General features: G+C 46.4%; 20 protein-coding genes, 2 pseudogenes and 1 riboswitch. Of the genes and pseudogenes, 20 read left to right on the top strand and 2 right to left on the bottom strand.

From position 1 onward, the window contains the following. Window positions 1-186: 186 nt before the first annotated feature. The 6 genes from RE628_RS20870 to modB all read left to right on the top strand — a co-directional run bounded on the left by RE628_RS20870 (window position 187) and on the right by modB (window position 4,645). Window positions 187-756, top strand: a complete 570-nt coding sequence (locus RE628_RS20870) for a cob(I)yrinic acid a,c-diamide adenosyltransferase (RefSeq protein WP_309154835.1) — start codon at window positions 187-189, stop codon at window positions 754-756. Beyond that, entirely contained in the window at window positions 753-1,703 is a 951-nt protein-coding gene (locus RE628_RS20865) for an RluA family pseudouridine synthase (RefSeq protein WP_309154834.1), read from the top strand. Before RE628_RS20870 ends, RE628_RS20865 begins: the two co-directional genes overlap by 4 nt. Window positions 1,704-1,717: 14 nt before the next feature. Beyond that, window positions 1,718-2,083: an arsenate reductase family protein gene (locus RE628_RS20860; RefSeq protein WP_309154833.1), complete on the top strand. Its 366-nt coding sequence runs from the start codon at window positions 1,718-1,720 to the stop codon at window positions 2,081-2,083. 28 nt (window positions 2,084-2,111) lie between these two features. Next, on the top strand, window positions 2,112-2,999 hold the full coding sequence (locus RE628_RS20855; RefSeq protein ID WP_375142952.1) for a 5'-3' exonuclease: 888 nt from the start codon (window positions 2,112-2,114) through the stop codon (window positions 2,997-2,999). Window positions 3,000-3,129: 130 nt separating this feature from the next. After that, on the top strand, window positions 3,130-3,981 hold the full coding sequence (modA, locus tag RE628_RS20850) for a molybdate ABC transporter substrate-binding protein (RefSeq protein WP_309154832.1): 852 nt from the start codon (window positions 3,130-3,132) through the stop codon (window positions 3,979-3,981). A gap of 7 nt (window positions 3,982-3,988) precedes the next feature. Beyond that, a complete protein-coding gene (gene modB, locus RE628_RS20845; protein WP_309154831.1) occupies window positions 3,989-4,645 on the top strand; it encodes a molybdate ABC transporter permease subunit in 657 nt (218 codons plus the stop codon). A gap of 36 nt (window positions 4,646-4,681) precedes the next feature. On the opposite strand, the gene RE628_RS20840 is transcribed toward modB, so the two are convergent. Beyond that, window positions 4,682-4,981, bottom strand: coding sequence for a DUF3055 domain-containing protein (locus tag RE628_RS20840; protein WP_309154830.1), 300 nt, complete (start codon window positions 4,979-4,981; stop codon window positions 4,682-4,684). A gap of 323 nt (window positions 4,982-5,304) precedes the next feature. Here RE628_RS20840 and RE628_RS20835 point away from each other — a divergent pair, with 323 nt between their 5' ends. Together RE628_RS20835 and RE628_RS20830 are read left to right on the top strand one after the other, a co-directional pair. Next, complete coding sequence (locus RE628_RS20835) at window positions 5,305-5,994, top strand: HRDC domain-containing protein (RefSeq protein WP_309154829.1); 690 nt, start codon at window positions 5,305-5,307, stop codon at window positions 5,992-5,994. 46 nt (window positions 5,995-6,040) lie between these two features. After that, on the top strand, window positions 6,041-6,208 hold the full coding sequence (locus RE628_RS20830; RefSeq protein ID WP_309154828.1) for a hypothetical protein: 168 nt from the start codon (window positions 6,041-6,043) through the stop codon (window positions 6,206-6,208). 72 nt (window positions 6,209-6,280) lie between these two features. On the opposite strand, the gene corA is transcribed toward RE628_RS20830, so the two are convergent. After that, window positions 6,281-7,216 carry a magnesium/cobalt transporter CorA gene (gene corA / locus RE628_RS20825; protein ID WP_309154827.1) on the bottom strand — a complete coding sequence of 312 codons (936 nt, stop codon included), beginning with the start codon at window positions 7,214-7,216 and terminating at the stop codon, window positions 6,281-6,283. Window positions 7,217-7,648: 432 nt separating this feature from the next. Continuing rightward, window positions 7,649-7,770, top strand: a riboswitch (SAM riboswitch). Window positions 7,771-7,947: 177 nt separating this feature from the next. On the opposite strand from corA, the gene metA reads away from it, so the two are divergent. The 12 genes and pseudogenes from metA to RE628_RS20765 all read left to right on the top strand — a co-directional run bounded on the left by metA (window position 7,948) and on the right by RE628_RS20765 (window position 22,476). Next, window positions 7,948-8,883, top strand: a complete 936-nt coding sequence (metA, locus tag RE628_RS20820; protein WP_309154826.1) for a homoserine O-acetyltransferase MetA — start codon at window positions 7,948-7,950, stop codon at window positions 8,881-8,883. Between the two features lie 60 nt (window positions 8,884-8,943). After that, window positions 8,944-10,127 (top strand): annotated as a pseudogene (locus RE628_RS20815) (PLP-dependent transferase). Beyond that, the gene (locus RE628_RS20810) at window positions 10,120-11,298 is read left to right on the top strand and encodes a trans-sulfuration enzyme family protein (RefSeq protein ID WP_309154825.1); all 1,179 of its coding nucleotides are present in this window, start codon (window positions 10,120-10,122) and stop codon (window positions 11,296-11,298) included. The pseudogene RE628_RS20815 and the gene RE628_RS20810 overlap by 8 nt, the downstream one beginning before the upstream one ends. Before the next feature lie 128 nt (window positions 11,299-11,426). After that, window positions 11,427-12,563, top strand: a complete 1,137-nt coding sequence (mqnC, locus tag RE628_RS20805; protein ID WP_309154824.1) for a cyclic dehypoxanthinyl futalosine synthase — start codon at window positions 11,427-11,429, stop codon at window positions 12,561-12,563. A 156-nt stretch (window positions 12,564-12,719) separates the two neighbouring features. Further along, a complete protein-coding gene (locus tag RE628_RS20800) occupies window positions 12,720-13,637 on the top strand; it encodes a putative sporulation protein YtxC (RefSeq protein ID WP_309154823.1) in 918 nt (305 codons plus the stop codon). A 582-nt stretch (window positions 13,638-14,219) separates the two neighbouring features. After that, window positions 14,220-16,156, top strand: a pseudogene (thrS, locus tag RE628_RS20795) (threonine--tRNA ligase). A 359-nt stretch (window positions 16,157-16,515) separates the two neighbouring features. Beyond that, window positions 16,516-17,259 carry a 3D domain-containing protein gene (locus RE628_RS20790; protein WP_309154822.1) on the top strand — a complete coding sequence of 248 codons (744 nt, stop codon included), beginning with the start codon at window positions 16,516-16,518 and terminating at the stop codon, window positions 17,257-17,259. Window positions 17,260-17,732: 473 nt separating this feature from the next. After that, complete coding sequence (locus tag RE628_RS20785) at window positions 17,733-17,885, top strand: hypothetical protein (RefSeq protein ID WP_309154820.1); 153 nt, start codon at window positions 17,733-17,735, stop codon at window positions 17,883-17,885. A 196-nt stretch (window positions 17,886-18,081) separates the two neighbouring features. Beyond that, the gene (gene liaF, locus RE628_RS20780) at window positions 18,082-19,029 is read left to right on the top strand and encodes a cell wall-active antibiotics response protein LiaF (RefSeq protein ID WP_309154818.1); all 948 of its coding nucleotides are present in this window, start codon (window positions 18,082-18,084) and stop codon (window positions 19,027-19,029) included. 4 nt (window positions 19,030-19,033) lie between these two features. Beyond that, a complete protein-coding gene (locus tag RE628_RS20775) occupies window positions 19,034-20,080 on the top strand; it encodes a sensor histidine kinase (protein ID WP_309154817.1) in 1,047 nt (348 codons plus the stop codon). After that, the gene (locus RE628_RS20770; RefSeq protein WP_309154816.1) at window positions 20,073-20,726 is read left to right on the top strand and encodes a response regulator; all 654 of its coding nucleotides are present in this window, start codon (window positions 20,073-20,075) and stop codon (window positions 20,724-20,726) included. Before RE628_RS20775 ends, RE628_RS20770 begins: the two co-directional genes overlap by 8 nt. Window positions 20,727-20,865: 139 nt before the next feature. Then, entirely contained in the window at window positions 20,866-22,476 is a 1,611-nt protein-coding gene (locus tag RE628_RS20765) for a S1C family serine protease (RefSeq protein ID WP_309154815.1), read from the top strand. The last annotated feature ends 26 nt before the right edge of the window (window positions 22,477-22,502 follow it).

The following is a 22,502-nucleotide window of genomic DNA, read 5'->3' as shown; positions in this document are numbered from 1 at the left end:
TAAGTGATTAAGCGATAAGCAAAAGCAAGCATATGGAAAAGCCCGAAGCAGTGATTTATGGTATATTTGAAATAGTGATTTATATAAGTTGATTCTATGATTTGCTATATAAATTGAACTAATGATTGAAAGGATGAAGGCAGCCTTTTTTAGTTCAACTTATATTCTAAGGGTTGGGGGATTGTAATGACGATTTACACGCGTACTGGTGATCAAGGGCAAACCTCAGTGATCGGCGGCAGAGTATATAAAGATGATGAGAGAGTGGAAGCTTACGGCACGATAGATGAATTGAACTCCTTTGTTGGGCAGGCTGTAAGCCTCGCTGAAGGAGAAAAATTCGACGATCTGCGCGAGGATCTGCTGCAGGTACAGCAAGAGTTGTTCGATTGTGGGTCAGATTTGGCATTCGTTAAGATCAAGGAGAGCAAATATAAGGTAACTTCTGAGTTATGGGAGAGATTGGAGCAATGGGTAGATCGCTATGAACAGGAAAATCCTGAGCTTGAACGCTTCATTCTGCCTGGCGGCTCCCAATTGGCGGCTGTTCTTCACGTCTGCCGTACGGTCTGCCGCCGTGCTGAGCGCCGCGTAGTGACTTTGAGCCATAAGACGGAAATTAACGAGGATGCTCTGAAATATATTAACAGGCTATCTGATTTCTTCTTCACGGTGGCCAGGACGGCTAATGCACGTCTGGAGGTTCCTGATATTGAATATATGCGCAGCAGGAAGGTGTTCGGCAAGAAGTCATGACGGAATATTATGAACCGATAACTTATGAAGTGAAAGAGCATGAGGAAGGCTGGCTGGTGAAGACAGTGCTGCAGCGGCGCCTAGGTGTTTCGCGGAAGCTTCTGTCCCGGATCAAGCTGACGGAACGCGGTGTTATGTTGAACGGGGAGAGAGTATACATCAGCGTTCCTGTAAAAGCGGGCGATATCGTATCCATCTCCCTGGAGCAAGAGATGTCAGAGGATATTTTACCACAGCCGATTCCATTTGATATCGTGTATGAGGATAACGCACTGCTGATCGTTAACAAGGAACCGGGGATTATCGTTCACCCAACACATGGCCATTATACAAATACGCTTGCTAATGGGGTCGTTCACTACTGGCAAGCTAAAGGTGAAAAGTATCGATTCCGTCCTGTACACCGTCTGGATCAGGAGACGAGCGGGATAATTGCGATTGCTAAGAATGCTTATATCCATCAGCATATTTCGGAGCAGCTTATAGCCGGGCAGGTAACAAAGAAATACATCGCCCTCGTGCATGGTTGTCCACAGCCTGCGAGTGCCTCGATTGATGGGCCTATTGACCGTGATCCACAGGAGCCGCACCGCCGTATCGTGACAGCGGACGGCTATCCTGCCTTGACTCACTATGAGGTGAAGGCCTGTTATGAGAGCGGGGCTCTGGTGGAGCTCAAGCTGGAGACCGGAAGAACGCATCAAATCCGCGTCCATATGACCTCAATTGGCCATTCGTTGATTGGCGACAAGATGTATCGCTACCCAGGTTTGGACGATCTGGATGAGTCAGAGCGGACAAGCATGAATGCATTGGATGCCCAAATAGACCGGCAGGCGCTCCACGCCGCTGAGCTTGGATTTATTCATCCTTTAACGGGCCAGCAGATGGTATTCTCTGCACCGCTGCCTGCAGATATGGCCAATTTACAGAAAAAGTTGAATTAGAGAGGAACCATACTATGAGTACACTTACAGTTTATCACTATCCCAAATGTGGGACTTGCCGCAAAGCGGTTAAATGGTTGGAGGAGCACGGCCATCAGCTGGAACTTCATAATATTAAGGAGACAACTCCTTCAAGTAAAGAAATGACAGAGATAATCGACCGTAGTGGGCTTGAGCTTAAGAAGTTTTTCAATACGAGCGGTGAAGTCTATAAAGAACTGGGGCTTAAGGACAAGCTGCCGGGATTGTCACGCGAAGAGGCGATCGAGCTACTCGTCTCTAATGGCATGCTGATGAAGCGTCCGCTTGTGACGGATGGACATAAAGTTACTGTTGGGTTTAAAGAGGATAGTTATGAGCAGTCGTGGGGAGATAAGTAGATTTTAACGGAGGAGTTTATTTACGATTATGGAACAAACAAAACAACGTTTATTGTTAGTCGACGGGATGGCATTGATGTTCCGGGCCTTTTATGCTTCGGCAGCGACCGGATATATACGGCGGACAAAAGAAGGGCTTCCGACCAATGCCGTCTATGGATTTATGCGTTATTTCTGGGATGCCGTGCAGAAGTTCGAACCGACCCATATTGCCTGCTGCTGGGATCTGGGTAGCAAGACCTTTCGCACCGAGCAGTTTTCGGCTTACAAGGGCAACCGTTCCGATGCGCCTGATGATCTAATTCCACAGTTCAGCGTTATTCGCGATGTGATGGATAGCTTGGGCATTCCGAATATCAGCTCTCCTGGTTATGAAGCCGATGATTGTATTGGTTCATTGGCCGTCAAATTTAGCGAGGATATGGACGTATTTATCCTCACTGGCGATCATGATATGCTTCAGCTTGTGACCGATCGGACCAGTGTGATCATTATGAAAAAGGGTCATGGCAATTATATGGTATACACGCCGGAGAGTCTGATGGAAGAGAGACAGCTTAAGCCAGTGCAAATTATCGATATGAAAGGCTTGATGGGCGATCCGAGCGACAATTATCCGGGTGTCCGCGGTATTGGTGAGAAGACGGCCATGAAGCTGGTACAGGAATATGGCTCTGTCGATGGAATTCTTGCCAATCTGGAGGGGTTGTCCAAATCAGTTCGTACAAAAATAGAGAATGATATAGATATGCTTCATCTGTCCAGACAGCTTGCTGAAATTCGCTGTGACGTTGAGCTAGAATGTACGGTGGAAGCCTGCTGCTTCGAGATGAATCCAGCACTTGTTGTATCCAAATTTGAAGAGCTAGAAATGGCCAGCGTCTCTTCGTGGTTGGGGCTGGCTATCGCTAAATAGCCATATTTATAGATTCGGAAGAGGGCCGATCTCTCAAGTGATAATTTCGTTGAGGGAGCGGTCCTTTAATGTATAGGCAACTCTACTTTTTTTAGGTTATAGATGGGGATGTAATGTGTTGAAAGAGGCTATGAATAAAGTTTTAACCTTACATAGAAGAGTACGGCTATTCGGATGGCTGGGGTCATTACTATTATGCGCGGTGCTATTGGTTTCTTGCAGTACTGCTGGCTCAACCAGCACAAATGCTCCGGGCAGTGGAGCAGATGCGACAGGGAAAGTTGAACCAGTTACCCTAATTGTGTCCGCAGCGGCCAGCTTGAAGGATAGTCTAGAAGAGCTGACACCTCAGTTCGAGCAGGAGCATCAGGGAGTAACCGTAGTTTATAATTACGGTGCATCAGGATCGCTGCAGAAGCAGATCGAACAGGGAGCGCCCGCAGATATATTTTTGTCGGCTGGGCAGAAGCAAATGAACGCCTTGATTGAATCGGGTCATATTGCTGCAGAGCAGAGCTTCAATCTATTAAAAAATAGTCTGGTTGTCATTGTGCCGGATGATGCGAAGATCATTCCTGATAATCTGAACGGTTTGGCAAGTGCAGATATTAAGACACTCGCACTTGGCGAGCCAGAGGTGGTTCCTGCGGGAATGTATGCCAAGGAATCGCTGGAGCATGAACAATTGTGGGATCAGCTCTCTGCCAAGATGGTATTCACAAAAGATGTAACCCAGGTACTCACTTATATTGAATCCGGAAATGCCGATGCGGGTCTTGTCTATTTAAGCGACGCCAAGTCTTCTCAAAAAGTGAAAACAGCCTTTACTGTTGACGATTCTTATCATCAGCCGATTGTCTATCCTGCGGGGATAGTATCTGCTACGAAGCATAAGGCTGAGGCTGAGGCTTTCTTGCAATTCCTTCGGGAGACGGATGCCCGTGAAATTTTCGTCAAGCATGGCTTTGTTCTTGCGGAGTAGTTAGTCTATGACCAATGACTTTCTCACTCCGGTACTGTTATCTTTAAGGGTAGCGCTGCTCTCCAGTATACTTGCTTTTGGTCTGGCCGGATTTGCGGCCTGGCGGCTAGCCGCCAGGAAATTCAAGGGCAGACTACTGCTGGAGACGATCTTCATGCTACCTATGGTGCTGCCCCCAACGGTCGTTGGGTTCTTGCTTCTTATTGTATTTGGACGCCGAGGATTTATTGGTAGAGCATTCGAGTTCCTGAGCGGAATGCCGATTGTATTCACATGGGGAGCTGCCGTGTTAGCGGCGACGGTCGTTGCTTTTCCGCTCGCTTATCAAGCAGCTAAGGCGGGCTTCGCCTCGATTGATCGTGACCTACTTGAGGCCGGACGCTCGATCGGCGCTTCGGAATGGAGGTTGTTATGGCTGGTGGAGATCCCGCTCGCCTATCGTTCACTCATGACAGCGTTCATTCTAGGATTTGCAAGGGCTCTTGGAGAATTCGGGGCTACGTTGATGATCGCCTGCAATATACCAGGCCGAACACAGACATTGCCGACGGCGATCTATATGGCAGTAGAATCGGGTAATATGAATTTGGCCTGGTTTTGGGCAGGACTCATGATATTGATCTCTTTCGTATTGCTTGCTATAACCAGCCCCCGTTCAGAGTGAACGAGGGCCTATGGATTATACTAATGCCACTGATGATCAATCGGTAAAATAAGGGTCTCCGACGACTTGGTACAAGAAGCTGCGCAATTCTTCACCTTCTTGTTCATCGAGAGAGAAGATATGCTCCAGATAGCCTTCCTCTTCAAGATCGTCAGTACCGAGGATCGCTGTCCGCCCATTTTGTAAATCGGCGATAAGCTTCTTGCCGTAGAAGCGGTTCGTTGTAGTTACAGCAAGATCAAAGCGTTTCAATGAATGTCCGATAAAAGTTACGAATCTAGTCGAAGTACTCTCTGTGCTGTCAGATAAGAAATCCAAATCATTTGGATCTGTCATAATATAGACCTCCTTCAATTGCTATGTCTTTTGTCATTATATCGGAAAAAACGGTGTTTGTGGGAAAACAGCTTTCATCGTTGACAGCGTTTCGAAAAATGGTACAATTAGGGATAACAGTATACGTTTAGGGGAAGCACCTCTCTTGCTACGGCAGGGGAGGTGCTTTTTGTCGTTGTCAGCGACCCGCAGCGTAACTGAAAGCACAAGGAGGCGAAATATAGTATGCGAATCGTATTTTTGAACAGCTTGGAGAGAAAACGCAGGAGGACGATATCGTCGAAGCACAGATTTGGATTGGGGAGGCAGAAGGAATATGGCATATGGGTTGGAACGAGCTGGAGCAGGAAGGACAGCGGGAGACGATCTGGTTCGAAGGAGCATCATGGTCGGAGATGCTGCTCGTCTATCGTCATCGACTGGCGGCCAAGCTTGGTGAAGGGTTCAGACCGATTATTGAAGGCATTTGGGATGAGCGGGAGCTAGCTCAGGGCCGGGGAATGGCAGCGCAGAGGCTGATCTGTTACAGTGAGCTGAATTCTAATGAAGATTTCTATACTGAGCTAGTCTCCTGGCGTAGAAGGAAGGCATCCATGGAGCGTAAAGCCCCTTATTTGATTGCCAGCAACCGTCTGCTTAAGCTGATTAGTGTATTCTGTCCGCATACTAGGGAGGAACTCTTGCAGCTTCCTGGCGTCGGCGAGAACAAGGCGAATGAATATGGAGACGAGTTGTTGGAATTGACGAAGGTTCGCGACCAATCTCGATTTTTCCCACTCGATTGGGTAGAGGAGACCATTGATGATGAAGTATTCCGATCCTGGGTATACAAGCAGAAGGAGGCTAAATACCGGGCGGAGATCGAGAAGTTTAGCCTGCGTCGCAAGGCGCTGGAATGCTTAGCCGAAGGACAGAATATTAGCGATATTTGCCTTCAAACTGGTCTCGAGCGTCGGGAGGCGGTAGAACTGCTTGAAGGTCTGGAGAAGATGGTTATCAGATCGATGATCTGATCAAGCTAGAGCTTCAAGAGATGCCTGAGCAAGAGCAATCTGCTGTATGGCAAGCGTTCGAAGAGCTGGGGATAATCTCCTCAAGCCGGTATTATTGCGTGTGTTCGGAGCAGAAGCCGCAGAGAACAATCAAGTGGATATGCTGTATGAGCGCTTAAGACTAATTCGATTATCTTTTAGACGTAATGCGGAATCGGTTCGGAGAGCTGTATAGAGGTTGTTTTGTAAGAAAAAGAGGAATATTCATCATGGGAAAACCCGATGGTGAATATTCCTCGCTATCTGTTCAAATCCAGTCCCGCTTGCGGAAGAGATAGAACATTCCTGCCCCAAGCACAGCCATAATGCCAAGAACTACATAATAGCTGTATTTCCAATGCAACTCAGGCATATTGTCGAAGTTCATTCCGTAAATACCCGTAATCAGGGTAAGGGGGATAAAGATTGTCGTAATTGCCGTAAACACACGCATGATTTCGTTCGCACGGTTAGCGATCGAAGCCTGATAGGCTTCCCTTAAGTTTCCGATCAGTTCGCGGAACGTATCAAAGTTTTCGGCGATTTTAACTGCGTTCTCATATATATCGCTAAAGTATTTTTGCAATTGATCATCGATCAGACGCAAATCTTTTTTATTTAAAATGTTGATAACTTCTTTTTGCGGGCCAAGGACTTTCTTCAGCCATAGAATCTCACTTCGCAGACCGATAATTTCATTCAGGTGCGAGCGCTTCGTATGCATTAGAATATCTTCTTCCAGAGTCTCAATCTTCACTTCAATCCGGTCGCCGACGGTAAAGTAGTTGTCAACGACAAGGTCGATGAGCAGATAGAGGAACCAGTCAGGTGAGCTGACCTCCTGTTCCCATAGAATCGGCTTGACTGCGCGAAGTTCATTGATTTTTTGCTTGGTAACTGTAATGATATAATGCCGTCCAAGAAAGATATTTAGTGCTCGCAGGAAGATTTCCTCATCATCATAACGGATACTGTTCACAACGATGAAATAGTGATTCTCATAAGTTTCAATCTTTGGCCGCTGTTCTTCTTCAGACAGACAGTCTTCCACAGCCAGATCATGCAAAGAGAATAGGGGTTGAAGCAGCGCGAGATCCTCGATATCTGCATCAATCCAATAAAACCCCTCCTCTGGGGCGTTTGTCGTAATTTCCACGTCCTCTATCGGTGTAAACACACCATCCTTGACATGACGAATTTTCATATTAAATGCACTCCCTCTTCCTGGCTATTAAGTCAGGTATGCTCTCATTATGTTGAGCACAGGAAAAGACAGCGTTAGTCGCAGCAGACATGCGAAAGAGGCGCCACTAAATAAAACTCCGTGACAAGAAAGTGCCCGCGCTGATTCCACAGGTCGCCTGCTGGCCGTTTTCCTATGCGGTTGTATCCTATAACTCTGCGGACTCGGGTCGCCTTCCATCTCGGATTTTTCACCTCTATGCTTCCTAGTTTTTTAAACACCTGTCTAGTATAACGCTGTGCCCGTAAATGTTTCAAGACAAAAGTTCATGCTGAGGATGCTTCTGAGGCTATATAGGCTGAAAACAATGAAAAGTCTTGTGAAAGTGCAGAAATGATGTATAATGAGGTCAGTAAATTCAAATTTAAAACAAATGAATACTTAATACAATTTTTCTTATCAAGAGTAGGTGGAGGGACTAGCCCGATGATACCCGGCAACCGGCAATTTTCGCACGGTGCTAATTCTTGCAGGATCAGAAGCCTTGATGGCATATGATCTCTGAGAGATGAGAGAGGTATATTCAGTCAGATGTAGATGGCCTTTCTCGATTTTTTATACGAGTGAGGCCATTTGTTGTATCTCCAGCTAATAAGTGAGTGTTCAAAAGACGGCTTTTCGATTTTTGAACTTCCTCTTTGAGATGACAAATGGTTTGTATTCAAATCTATGAAATGAGGAGTGGGAACATTATGCCAATCAAGATCCCGGATTATTTGCCGGCCAAGGAAGTGCTGAATCAGGAGAACATTTTTGTGATGGATGAAAGTCGGGCATATCGTCAGGATATTCGGCCACTCCGCATTGCGATACTCAATCTTATGCCAACAAAAGAAACGACGGAGACACAAATTCTACGCTTGCTCGGGAATACACCGCTGCAGGTCGATATCGTGTTATTGCACCCAAGCTCTCATACATCAAAGAATACATCGGCTGAGCACTTGGAAATGTTCTATAAAACGTTTGATGAAATCAAGCATCGTCGCTTTGACGGCCTAATTATTACAGGTGCTCCGGTCGAACAGCTCGATTTTGAAGAAGTGAACTATTGGATGGAACTGCAGGAGATCTTCGAATGGAGCAAGACCCATGTTACTTCGACCCTGCATATATGTTGGGCTTCACAAGCCGGGTTATATCATCATTTTGGCGTACGCAAAATACCTCTGGAACAGAAGTGCTTTGGCGTGTTCCCTCATACGGTAAATAAACCGCATGTCAAGCTGCTGCGCGGCTTCGATGAAGTGTTCCAGGTGCCTCATTCTCGTCACACCGACGTATTGCGGACGGATATTGAAGCTAGAGATGAGCTGGAGGTTCTGGCGGAATCCGAGGAGGCAGGTATTTATCTCGTCGCTACAAAAGATGGGAAGCAGATCTTCGTAACGGGTCATTCCGAATATGATCCGAGCTCCTTAAAATGGGAGTATGATCGTGATGTCGCCAAGGGGCTCGATATTGATCTGCCGCTTCACTATTATCCGAAAGACGATCCTTCCAAGACACCGGTGTCTACCTGGAGATCACATGCAAACTTATTATTCTCCAATTGGCTCAATTACTATGTGTATCAAGAGACACCTTATGACATTGATGAGACGAAAGACTTCATATATGAGATTTAAGTCCCGTGTATAAAAGTCGGACTTAAACAACCTATATAAATAATGAGAGGAAAGATTGGGATGGATAAGAAGTGGCATATTGAGAGTAAATTGGCACAAATCGGCTCGGTGGAGGAACCGGTGACGGGAGCGGTCAATTATCCTATATATCAAGCAACAGCGTTTCGTCATCCACGGCTTGGACAGAGCACTGGATTCGATTATGCACGCACGAAGAGCCCGACACGGGCCGTACTCGAACAAGCGGCGGCTGAATTGGAATCCGGAGATGCTGGGTTTGCCTGTAGCTCCGGTATGGCGGCACTACAGACAGTATTTATGATATTCGCCCAAGGAGATCACATGATTGTATCGCTTGATTTGTACGGAGGTACATATCGGTTGCTTGAACGAATATTGGCGAAATTCGGAGTAACAGCTTCCTATGTGGATACGAATGATCTGGATAAGCTGGAAAGTGTTCGTCAGCCGAATACAAAAGCTGTATTCATCGAGACACCCACAAATCCACTAATGATGGTCACTGATATCGGTAAAGTAAGTAGCTGGGCCAAGCAGCATCAATTGCTGACAATTGTCGATAATACGCTGCTTACACCGTATTTCCAGCGGCCGATTGAGCTTGGGGCAGACATCGTAGTCCATAGCGCGACAAAATATTTGGGTGGACATAATGATGTATTAGCTGGAATTATCGTGACCAAGGGGGAGGAGCTGTCTGCCGAGATGTCCTTCTTACACAATTCTATAGGCGCAGTACTTAGCCCTTCTGACAGCTATCAGCTCATGAGAGGTATGAAGACGCTGGCATTGCGGATGGATCGTCACCAGAGCAATGCGCTAACGATTGCAAAATATTTACAGAACCATCCGCAGGTGGCAGAGGTATTCTACCCGGCTCTACCAGATCACCCAGGCTATGAAATTCAAAATAAGCAGAGCAGTGGCAACACAGGCATCTTCTCCTTTAAAGTAACGGACGCTCGCTATGTCGAGCCAGTGCTGCGACATTTAAGCTAATTGCATTTGCAGAGAGCCTTGGCGGTGTCGAATCGCTAATGACTTATCCGGCGGTACAGACTCATGCCGATATTCCAGTTGAGATTCGTGAGGCAGTAGGTGTTGATGATCGGTTGTTGCGCTTTTCCGTAGGGATTGAGCATGTTAATGATCTGATCGGAGATTTGAGTCAGGCTCTGGAAGCAGCCAGAGTTGAGGTTGAAGGAGGAGAAAACTATGAGTAACTTCTATCCGAGCGATGAACCAGATCGCAAGTTTGAGACTAAATTGATTCACTTCGGTGGTGAATTAGATCGCAGTACGGGAGCTTCGAGTGTACCGATATATCAAGCCTCTACCTTTCATCATCATGATATCTATAATTCTCCGGAATATGATTATAGCCGCTCAGGGAATCCAACACGTCAGGCATTGGAGGATTATATCGCGGTATTAGAAGGTGGAGTGAGGGGATTCGCTTTCGCTAGCGGTATGGCCGCGATATCGACGACCTTCATGCTGTTCTCGGCGGGAGATCATCTGATCGTGACGGAGGACGTCTACGGAGGAACCTATCGGCTGTTGTCGAACGTGCTGAGCCGTATGAATATCGAGACGACCTTCGTGGATATGACTGATACGGAGCAAGTGAAGGCGGCTCTTAGACCAAATACGAAGGCAGTATATATGGAGACGCCATCTAATCCTACGCTGAAAATTACCGATATGGCTGAAATTGCTGCTTGGGCAAAGGAAAAAGGCATACTCAGTATTGTCGATAACACTTTTATGACGCCATATTATCAGCGCCCAATTGAGCTTGGCGTAGACATCGTTCTACATAGTGCGACCAAGTTTCTTGGTGGACATAGTGATGTGCTGGCGGGTCTAGCCGTTGCACGTACTGAAGAGCTAGCCCAGAGCCTGAAATATGTGCAGAATGGGCTTGGAACAGTATTGGGAGCACAAGATTCTTGGCTGCTCATGAGAGGGATGAAGACGCTAGGTGCACGAATGGCGCACAGTGAGATCAGCGCCCGCAAACTGGCGGATTGGCTGCAGAGCCGAAATGATATTGAAGCTGTCTACTATCCTGGATTGGAGCAGCATCCAGGGAGGGTTATTCATGAACAGCAATCAACGGGATATGGTGCAGTTGTCTCCTTCGATGTGGGTTCTGGGGAACGCGCGAAAAAACTGCTTAACGGAGTCAAACTGCCACTCGTTGCAGTTAGTCTCGGTGCTGTCGAGAGCATCCTGTCCTATCCGGCGATGATGTCGCATGCTTCCATGCCACGGGAAGTAAGGCTGGAGCGGGGGATCGGCGATGGATTGCTGCGCTTTTCAGTCGGGCTTGAAGATATTAATGACCTGATTGCCGATTTGGAACAAGCGCTGAACAGCAGTGCGATCTAACAATTTATCACTTAGCACCTGATCCTAGACTGGTGCTGTTTTTATGGGCTTGAGTATGATAGGATAAATTTATCTGAAAATCACTGCATATGTGATTGTTTTATTATTGAAGCAAGGGAGGGCAATATATGACAGCAATTGATCATATACTTGATAAGGCACTTAAGGGGGAACGCGTCAACCTGGAGGAGACGATCGCCTTGTTCGAATCCGATGAAATTGAGAAGATGGGGCATGTAGCGAACATCCTTATGGAGCGCAAACATCCGGAACCATTGACAACATTTGTCATCGGTCGCAACGTGAACTACACTAATATTTGCGACGTTTATTGCCGATTCTGTGCATTTTACCGTCGGCCTGGATCGGAAGAAGGTTATGTGCTGCCAACGGAGACCATTTTGCAGAAAATTCAGGAAACCATTGATGTCGGCGGGACGGAAATTTTGATGCAGGGCGGAACAAACCCTAATCTGCCATTCAGCTATTATACGGATCTTTTAAAAGAAATCAAAACTCAATTCCCTGACATAACTATGCACTCCTTCTCTCCAGCGGAAATTATGAAAATGAAGGAAGTATCGGAAGGCCTCTCACTTGAAGAAGTATTGCGGCAAATTCACGCTGCTGGCCTTGATTCTTTGCCGGGCGGTGGCGCAGAGATTCTTGATGACCGCACACGGCAGAAGATCAGCCGCCTGAAAGGCTCTTGGAGAGACTGGATGGATGTGATGCAGACCGCACATAAGATTGGTATGAACACGACAGCGACGATGGTTATCGGATTTGGTGAATCCATGGAAGAGCGTGCACTCCATTTAATGCGTGTACGTGAAGCTCAGGATAAATGCATCCAGAACCAGTATGCTTCGGAAGGCTTCCTGGCCTTTATCCCTTGGACATTCCAGCCGGATAATACGAACTTGAAGAAAGAGAGACAAACACCGGAATCTTACCTGAAGACGGTAGCGATCAGCCGGATTGTCCTTGATAATATTAAGAATCTGCAGTCTTCCTGGGTTACTATGGGTCCAGAGGTCGGCAAATTGTCCTTACAGTATGGTTGCAATGACTTTGGCAGTACGATGATCGAAGAGAATGTTGTCTCATCTGCTGGCGCAACTTATAAAGTAAATATTGAAGCGATTCTCTCCATTATCCGTGAAGCAGGGAAAATCCCGGCACAGCGTAATACGAAGTATGATATTCTACGTGTGTTCGATTCGGGATCTCATGTAGAACGAGATTTTGTGATGCAGAACTAAGCAGCAGCTAAGGCGATCGTAAGATCGCTCCAAACCTATTCCACATATGGTCTAGGTAACATTGGAAAGTCTGCCTTTCATTCCATGGGCTTGATCCGTATATCCGTTTTCTCCTCACCATATACTTGTGAAGAGGAAGCGGAAGGGGGAAAGTCCATGGATTTTTTTACAATTCGGATCAATATTGACGGTGCAGAGTCGGGGGCTCGCTTTACAGAGTGTTTCTCAGGACAGGATCTGTATATTGACTCAGGTCAGTCAGCAATTAGCTACTCCACAGACGGAAAAATCATGGATGTTCTCATTGGAATATCTGGTGAAACTTCACACGGACATAAATACTCCGACCCGGCATGGGGAAATGGACATGAACGGTTAACAGAGGGGATCGCGCGCTATATAGTTGAGGTGAAGGAAGCGGCTATTGTGTCCGCGATGTTATCCAGAAAATATACCTTCGCTTCGGCGGAGGATTATGAGGCTGTATCGAAGCAGAGCCTAAGGTTGCTGGGTACGGATGAAGCAGGTCTTTCTGCTAGACGAACGCGGATTTCCTTGATTAAGAAGGAGCTCAAGAAATATTTATTGAAAAGCGCTTTTGTGCATGTGGATGGTTTGATCACTTTCCGGTTACAGGAGTACAGGGACAAACTGGATGAAATTATCGATTACGCGGTGGATGAGCTTCTACTCGATAAGCAGTATGAAGAATTCATCGGTCTGCTGCAGTATTTTGTCCATTTTCAGGAGCCGATGACCCCGCTCGTTCATCTGATGCATAAAAAGGATCAAGAATTTGTTATTCTCGATGAAAATTTCACATCCATCCATATTCCTTCTGGTGGAGGCATGGTAGCGCGAATAGATGATCAAGAGCTGGAGATGGAAAACGCTGTGGTTAGCTCATTGATTTCATTGTCGCCGGTTCGTATTTTGATTCATACACCATGGCCGGAAATGCAGATGATCTCGACGATTTGCCGTATTTTCGGAGAACGGGTGGAGATCTGCTCGCAGTGTCCACAGTGTACCATGTTCCATCAATCGGAGAGGTCGAGGGATCAGTGCCCATGAGCCGTATAAACTAGTCCATTTTCTTGACTGTAGAACAGTATCGCTATATAATTTACACGTTAGTCTATATTCAAAAAGTCGGTTTTCAGTACCAAGAAGGTTGGATGAAGCAGGGCGTGAGGAGCGCAGCGTACGTAGTGTGTACGTGAGCACCGGAAGGCCCGGGTGAATTCAAGATTCGATGCCGAGAAACTTCCTGATTCACTACGTGATCAAAAGTCCTTTTTGAATTACCTATAAAAGCGATGACAAAGATATGAACCGGATTTTGAACTGTACAGAGAGAGGGAACTTAGGCTGGAAGTCCCTTCAGATTCGTTCCTGTTTACCCCTTTGTAGCTGCTGTTCCGAACCATAGGAAGAATGGGCTTATAGCTGATTTGGCTGTTGCTCGGTATCCGTATTAGGAATAGCCGGTTCATTACCGTTACACAATGCTTAATTAAGGGCTTGTCTCGTTGTTAGTTGAGGCGGTCGAATAAGGGTGGAACCACGGTAAAATAACGCTCGTCCCTTTCGCGGGACGGGCGTTTTTTGTATGTCCGCTTCCAGCGGCCAAACATTGTGAGGGAGGAAATAAAAGTGGCAGTATCGATTACTTTGCCGGATGGTTCGGTCCGGGAATATGCAGAGGGAAGTACTTTTGAAGATGTAGCGGCATCGATCAGCAGCGGCTTACGCAAGAATGCGGTGGCTGGAAAAATGAATGGGGTAGCCGTTGATCTGAACACGAAGCTGGAAGACGGGGCGAAGATAGAGATCATTACGCTGGATTCGCAGGATGGTGTAGAAATTATGCGCCACAGCTGCGCTCACTTAATGGCTCAAGCCGTAAAACGTTTGTTCGGCGGCAAAGAGGTTAAGCTTGGCGTAGGTCCAGTGATTGAAGATGGATTCTACTATGATATGGACCTGGAACACCCGCTTAATCCAGAAGATCTGCAGAAGATCGAGAAGGAAATGGAGCGAATCATTGGCGAGAATCTGCCGATCACACGCCGTGAAGTGAGCCGCGAAGAAGCAATCGCAATCTTCACTGAAGTGGGTGACCCTTACAAGCTTGAATTGATCCGCGACTTGCCGGAAGGCGAGAAGATCTCGATCTATGATCAAGGCGAATTTTTCGACTTGTGCCGGGGACCACATGTGCCTTCCACAGGCAAGATCAAAATCTTCAAGCTGCTCAGTGTAGCTGGCGCTTACTGGCGCGGTAACAGCGATAATAAGATGTTGCAACGCATATATGGTACAGCATTTGTGAAGAAGGCTCAGCTGGACGAGCATTTGCATATGCTGGAAGAAGCGAAGAAACGCGATCACCGTAAGCTTGGTAAAGAACTGAGCATCTTTACTTTTAATAATTTGGTTGGACAAGGTCTACCGATCTGGCTTCCAAAAGGAGCAACTCTGCGCCGTACTCTTGAGCGTTATATTGTAGACATTGAGGAACGCCTCGGCTATCAACATGTCTATACTCCAGTACTCGGTAGCACCGAGCTGTACAAAACTTCGGGCCACTTGGCTCACTACGAAGAGGATATGTTCCCACGGATGCAAGTTGATAATGAAGAATTCGTACTTCGTCCGATGAACTGTCCGCACCATATGATGGTATTTAAGAGCGATATGCGCAGCTACCGTGATCTTCCGATCCGTATCGCCGAGCTCGGTATGCAGCATCGTTACGAAATGTCGGGCGCATTGACAGGCTTGCACCGCGTTCGTTCAATGACGCTGAATGATGCGCATATCTTCTGCCGTCTTGATCAGATCAAGAGCGAGTTCTCTCGTGTGCTTGACTTGATCAAGCAAGTATATAGCGACTTTGGTATTGGAGAATACCGCTTCCGTCTGTCCTATCGCGATCCACAAGATACAGAGAAGTATTTCCAGAACGATGAAATGTGGAATACTGCACAGCGGATGCTGCGTGAGGTTGTAGAAGAAGCAGGCTTGCCATTCTATGAGGCAGAAGGCGAAGCAGCGTTCTACGGTCCGAAGCTAGACGTACAAATCAAGACCGCTCTGGGCAAGGAAGAGACACTGTCCACGGTTCAGATCGACTTCTTGTTGCCTGAACGCTTCGAGCTGGAATATGTCGGAGATGATGGCGCGAAGCATCGTCCGGTTGTACTGCATCGCGGTATTCTTGGTACGATGGAGCGGTTTACTGCATACCTGCTTGAGAACTTTGCTGGTAATTTGCCGCTTTGGCTGTCCCGGTACAAGCGAAGGTCATTCCGGTATCGGCTCATTTCGAGGAGTATGCACGTCAGGTAGAGGATAAATTGCGTGCTGGGGGCATTCGTGCCGAGAGCGATCTGCGCAATGAGAAGCTTGGCTATAAGATCCGTGAAGCCCAGCTTGAGAAGATCCCATACATGTTCGTCGTTGGTGAGAATGAGAAGAACAGCGGTACAGTATCCGTACGTAAGCGTGGCGAAGGAGATTTGGGTGCGCAGCCTCTTGATGATGTAGTAGCTTCTTTGAAGAATGACATCGTCAACCACACTATTTAAGAGGTTGTTCAAAAAGTCCACTTTTGATCACGAAGTGAATCAGGAAGAAAATTCGACATCGAATCTTGAATTCAGCTGGGCCTAAGCGGATGCTTACGAAGTCATGTTCCCTACGGAAACATCTTAGGTGCTCACGTACCCAAAACGTACGCTCCGCTCCTTCAGTCCCTAACTTCATTCAACCTTCTCGGTGCTGAAAACTGGCCTTTTTGAACACGCACTTTAATTAGATATTCATATAATCCGCAATTTTGGTCATTTTAAGTGATGAGGAAAGCGGAGACAATGCTTTTTAATAATTGAATGTATAAATGCGGCGCATATGGAAAACCTCTTGGAATAAGGGGGAGGTTTTTCGTATGCGCCAAATTATTTTATGGCAAAGAATTGTATTAGGAAGTATTTTGACGGGCTTGTTGCTGCACGGAATATCACTGGATCATATTCCTGCGGCGGCTAAATCGGCAAATGTGACGAATATATCGTATTCAGATCCATACTATGAACAGAAGAAGTATTATGAAATGATGCGTTTGCTGGAGGTTCAATCCAAGCGGGAAACATTCGGAAATCCGGCTGTCCTGCCGCAAACCGTATTGACGCCGAAGTCGGTGGATTCGATACAAAGGCCGCTACAACCGAATTTGGATAAGGCTGAGAAGGTAGAGCAGGTCAAGAAGAAAGTGAAGACGGTAAAGGTGATGGCTACGGGATATACTGCGGGTTATGAATCGACTGGTAAACGACCTAATCACCCGGAATACGGCATCACATATTCAGGAGTAAAGGTACGACGCGATAAAAATACAGTCTCCACAATTGCGGCCGATCTGAAGGTGTTCCCGCTCGGGACGATTCTGTACATCCCTGATTATGGCTATGGGGTCGTAGCAGACAAAGGCTCTGCAATCAAAGGCAAGAAGATTGATCTGTATTTCAAGACGACCAAACAGGTCTATAAAGAATGGGGTAAGAAGGAAGTCGAGGTTCAGGTGATACGTAAAGGGAATGGGAAGCTGACGGAGGCTATGCTGCGCGAGTTAGGCAAGGCGATGGAGGTTAATAAGGAGATCCCCGAAAACCTCTGGAACGAAGCTGTTTAGAGGAAGTTCAAAATTTCTCTTTTGATAAGAAAACCGATCGAAGTAATTCAAGGATGAGCGACCGCGATTTAAAGGTAGGTTTTCTTGCGATATAGAATTTCATCAGCTCTGCTGATAACGTATAAAATTCTATATCTAACACGATGTGATTCGGGTAGCAGATTCGACGTCGAATCTTGAATTCAGCCGGGTCCTCCGGTGCTCACGTACAAACTACGTACGCTCCGCTCCTCGGACCCTAGCTTCATTCAACCTTCTCGGTGCTGAAAAGCGAATTTTTGAACTTGATTTAATGTGAAAGTTCAAAAATTCGCTTTTGATTACTTAAGTGTATCTAGGAGTGGACTCGGCATCGATTGGTGCATATTTTGCTTGAACTGCTTGCATAATAAGGGTGGTGCGTTGGATGGACGCTCCACTAAGTCCGATAAGAAGAAATATCTTGTCGCGAAAGTGCAAGGGAGGTGAAATCTGTGCCAAATCAAAAAAACAAAGCATCTTCTCCTGGCTATAAAACACCTAACGAGAAGTTCAATGCTGAGTTCGCTGAGGAGAACATGACAACTACCACTGCTAAAAAGGTTTCTCGTAATGCCAAACATAAACAGGGCTCTCACGTACAATAACGAGAGATACAACAAGATTTCAGGGCACCCGTTAGGGCGCCCTTTTTTGCATAGGAATGGTTGAATTTTGTAAAAAAAAGTAATACACCTCGGTCTCGAGACCGATAGCATGTTCCATCCCGCGCCGCTGTTACTCGTCATTGGAATGCGGTACACTGTTGTTAGAATGATGACAAGTACGATGGAGGGGACAAAAATGAAACATAGCTACATAGGTCGCTTGATCGGTGGGCTTTTATTAATATCAATCGGTAGCATCTTTATAATGAATATCCTAGGCTATACGGATATAAGTATAGGTTATCTATTCTCGACATTCTGGCCAGTATTCCTTATTTTAGGCGGTATCGCCAGCTTTGCAAATGGAGACAGGCGCGGAGGCAGTTTGATCGGGAGTGTGATTTTGATTGCGATTGGCGGCTATTTTCTAGCCAAGAATTTAGACCTAGTTCAGCTTGATCCTGGGCAGTTCTTCAAGTTCTTCTTGCCACTCGTGTTGATTATTGCCGGTATTAATTTGCTGTTCAAACCACGTTCACCGAGGTTTAAGGAGCCTTCATTCCCGCCTCCAGCACCTCCGAAACCACCGGTTCCACCAATTACGGAAATGGAATCGTCGCTGGACTCGATCTTTGATGCGATGGAGAAGCCTAAGAAAGACAAGAAAATGGGTCCGGGGAATTTTGATTATGATCAGTTTGACGATAGTCATTTTGATATGAAGCAGCAAGGCCATGGAATGCATGGATCGTTTGGCTCCAAAGAGACGATTAACAAATCAGGATTTATTGGCGATGTTCATTTCGGTCAGGACTATTTCCAGCTCCATCCGATGAATATATCCCATTTTATCGGAGATACGATTATCGATTTAACTAAGGCACAGATTCCTTATGGCGAGACGAAGATTCATATTTCAGCATTTATCGGTGATGTGAAGATCTTCGTGCCTGACGATATGGATATCGGCGTTGTAGCCGTTTCGAGCGCGTTTATCGGCGACCTGTCTGTCTTCTCACAGAAACAGGGCGGGTTCATGAGCAACATTAAAGCGCAGACCCCATATTATAATGAGGCCAATAAGAAAGTAAAGCTGATCGTCAGCGTATTTATCGGGGACGTCAAAGTAAATATGGTGGGTTGATAATATGATCGTTCAACGGATTCTAAAAAATACAAAATGGGAGCTGCTCGGATTCTTCCTGTTGACAGGAAGTCTGGCAGCCATAGCTTCCTATATCGGTGTTAGAGCGGGGATCATCTTCATTGGTGATCCCCATGTCTGGTTCTATGAGACGATAGCTATCGTCATTTTAACGTTGATTATCGGTTATATTGCCGGCCGTCGTATTCAGGGGCGGATCGATCTACTACATCTGAATATGCTTCAGGCCGCAAAAGGGAACTTATCCGTACGTATGCCTGAGACGCTGGATCAATCCTTTGCCGGAGTATATCAGGAGTTCAATAATATGACGGATGCGGTGGAGAAGAAGATGCAGCTCCTGCAGCAACTTGGGGAGCAAGAGGTTGTAGAGAAAGAGCAAGCAGCTGAACTTGCGGTACTAGAGGAGCGACGCCGACTTGCCCGCGATTTGCATGATACAGTCAGTCAGCAGTTATTTGCCATCCATATGGCTGCTTCCTCGCTTCCGAAAGTATTGGAGAACAATGCAGCCCAGGCACAGACGGTGATGGAACAGCTTATTCTGATGTCGAATACGGCGCAGAAGCAGATGCGTGCATTGATCGCCCAGCTCCGACCGATGGAGCTCGTGGGTAAGTCGCTCGCAGAAGCGCTCGATCAGTGGTTCCCTGATTACTGTCGGCAGAATGGTCTTAAAGGGATGAAGGACCTTGATATCCAAGGGGATATGTCGGAAGCCAAGGAACATCAATTGTTCCTAATCATTCAGGAAGCAATGGCTAATATCGTTAAGCATGCCGGCGCCAAGGTAGTCAGCATGTCGCTTAAAGAGGGACCAAGACAGGTAACACTAAGTATTAGTGATGATGGCCAGGGTTTTAGCAGCACTACTCAGAGGCCGGGGTCTTATGGACTGACTACCATGCGTGAGCGGGCCGAGAAGCTTGGTGGTCATGTTGAAATTATTAGCAAGCCGGGAGCGGGGACGACCATCCGCGTGCATATTCCGAAATTCGAAACGGGAAAAGAGGCGGCAGTAAATGAGTGATAAAATAAAGGTAATGATTGTTGATGATCATGATATGGTTAGAATGGGGCTTAAAACTTATTTAATGATGGATCCCCTCTTTGATGTCATCGCAGAAGCAGGAAATGGAAAAGAAGCGGTTGACTTCATGAATGCTAGTTCAGAGAATGGATTACCTGATATAGTATTAATGGATCTCATGATGCCAGTTATGAATGGAGTAGAGGCGACAAGAGCAGTATTGGAACGTTTTCCGCAAATCAAAATCGTCATTTTAACGAGTTTCATTGAGGATGATCTGGTTGTGCAGGCCGTAGAAGCCGGAGCGGTCAGTTACTGTCTTAAGACGGTGTCTGCAGATGAATTGATTCATGCTCTGCAGCAGGCCAGTCGCGGTATGCCGGTCATGACGGGTGAGATCGCTCAAGCACTAACACGTGGCCTTCGTCAACGGACGGTACAGGGTGATGACACGGATCTGACTGAGCGCGAGAAAGAAGTGCTGCTGCTTATTGCCGAAGGGAAGAGCAACAAAGAAATTGGAGAAGAACTACATATCAGTATCAAGACGGTCAAGACCCATGTTAGTAATTTGCTTATGAAATGTGATCTGGAGGATCGTACTCAATTAGCTATTTATGCTCATCGTCAAGGGTGGGTTAGTTAACTCTTCCGCTTTTATCTCCTTTTTAATTGTTTTTAAGGTATGTTTAAGGTTATTAGTAGAAAATAATAAATGTAAACGAGATAACAACTCAAACAATCAATTACCCCTGCAGTACTAAGGGGAAGGAGGTATATCAATCATGGAAGAGGATAACAACAAATCGGGTCAACCGTTTAAAGAGAATGAAAGTGATAGATCGCAAGGAACCCAGGATTCCGGAGCTTCCTACTATTATTCCTACGGTCCATTCCAATCCTATAGCAAGGAGCCGGAAGGAACGAACTCTAATTACTCTACTAATGAGGATCCCATACAGGATGTAGAAATTACGAGACCGCAGCCGGTGAAACAGTTGCCTAACACATATGGTTACCGTTCCTCAGCTGAAGACGCTGGTGCATTGAATGGTGGGGGAGGTTCGCTACCACCTAAAAATTCAGGTAACTGGCAGTTCAATAAGCCCAAGAAGAAATCCTCTGTCAAATCTATCGTCGCTGCCTTCCTCGCAGGCATGCTGATCATGGGTGGAGGGATGGCATTCGCAGACTATACTCACATCTTCACGGGGAATTCATCAGCACCAGCTGTGGCTGAACAGAATATGAGTCATAACAGTAGCGATTCTGGTACGAAGGCATCAACCACTTCTTATCCGGTCGCAGGTTCTACGGATGTAGCAGGTGTTGTTAAGGAAGCTGGTCCGGCGGTTGTTAAGATTGAGACACTGGTTAAGGCAGGTAAGCAACAATCAAGCCGTGGTAACTCATATAACGATGATCCGTTTTACCGTTTCTTCTTCGGTGAAGATTCAAACGGAGGCAACGGTAATGGTAATGGTAATAGTGATGGCGGTGGTTCTTCCTCTAATTCGAATCAGCTGGTTCCAGTCGGCATCGGTTCAGGATTTATTTTCGATAAGAGCGGTTATATTCTGACCAATGAACACGTAGTTCATAATGCTGATGTGGTTCAAGTAACGGTGCAGGATACTGAGAAGCCATATGAAGCCAAGGTACTTGGCACAAGCTATGAGCTGGATCTCGCTGTACTGAAGATCGAGGGCAATAACAACTTCCCATCCATACCACTTGGAAGCTCAGACAACTCGCAAGTAGGCGATTGGCTGGTTGCGATCGGGAACCCGAAAGGCTTTGATCATACCGTTACAACGGGCGTACTTAGTGCGAAAGAGCGTAGCATCACCATCGCCGGTGAGAACGGCGAGAAAGATCGCGAGTATGAACATCTGCTGCAAACTGATGCATCGATCAACCCAGGTAACTCGGGCGGCCCGCTCTTGAACCTGAATGGTGAAGTTGTAGGGATTAACGTTGCAGTCAGTGCAGACTCTCAAGGTATCGGATTTGCGATTCCGACCAGTACGGTCAAAGAAGTTATTGATAAGTTGAAAAATAACGAGAAGATTCCAGAAAAACCAGTTCCATTCATCGGCGCTACACTGATGACGATGAGTGATGAAGTGGCAGCCCAAATGGGTTCAGATGTGAAGGAAGGCTCGGTGGTATCCAGCGTTGTATTCAAATCGCCAGCTTATAATGCAGACCTTCGTCCGTACGATATTATTACAGGAGCCGATGGTAAGAAATTTGCTACCAAGGAATCACTGATCGAATATATTCAGAAGCAAAACGTCGGAGATGAAGTCACCTTCAATATTGTCCGTGACGGCAACAAGATGGATTTGAAGATTAAGATTGGCAATAAGAACGACTTCTCGAATATTCAGTAATAGTGTGTGTTCAGAAAGTTTGGTTT

Origin of the sequence: Paenibacillus sp. D2_2 (genome assembly GCF_031199965.1) — a bacterium.
Taxonomy (GTDB): Bacteria; Bacillota; Bacilli; order Paenibacillales; family Paenibacillaceae; genus Fontibacillus.
The sequence above is the reverse complement of the archived record's forward strand: the minus strand, read 5'-3'. Positions and strand labels throughout refer to the sequence as shown.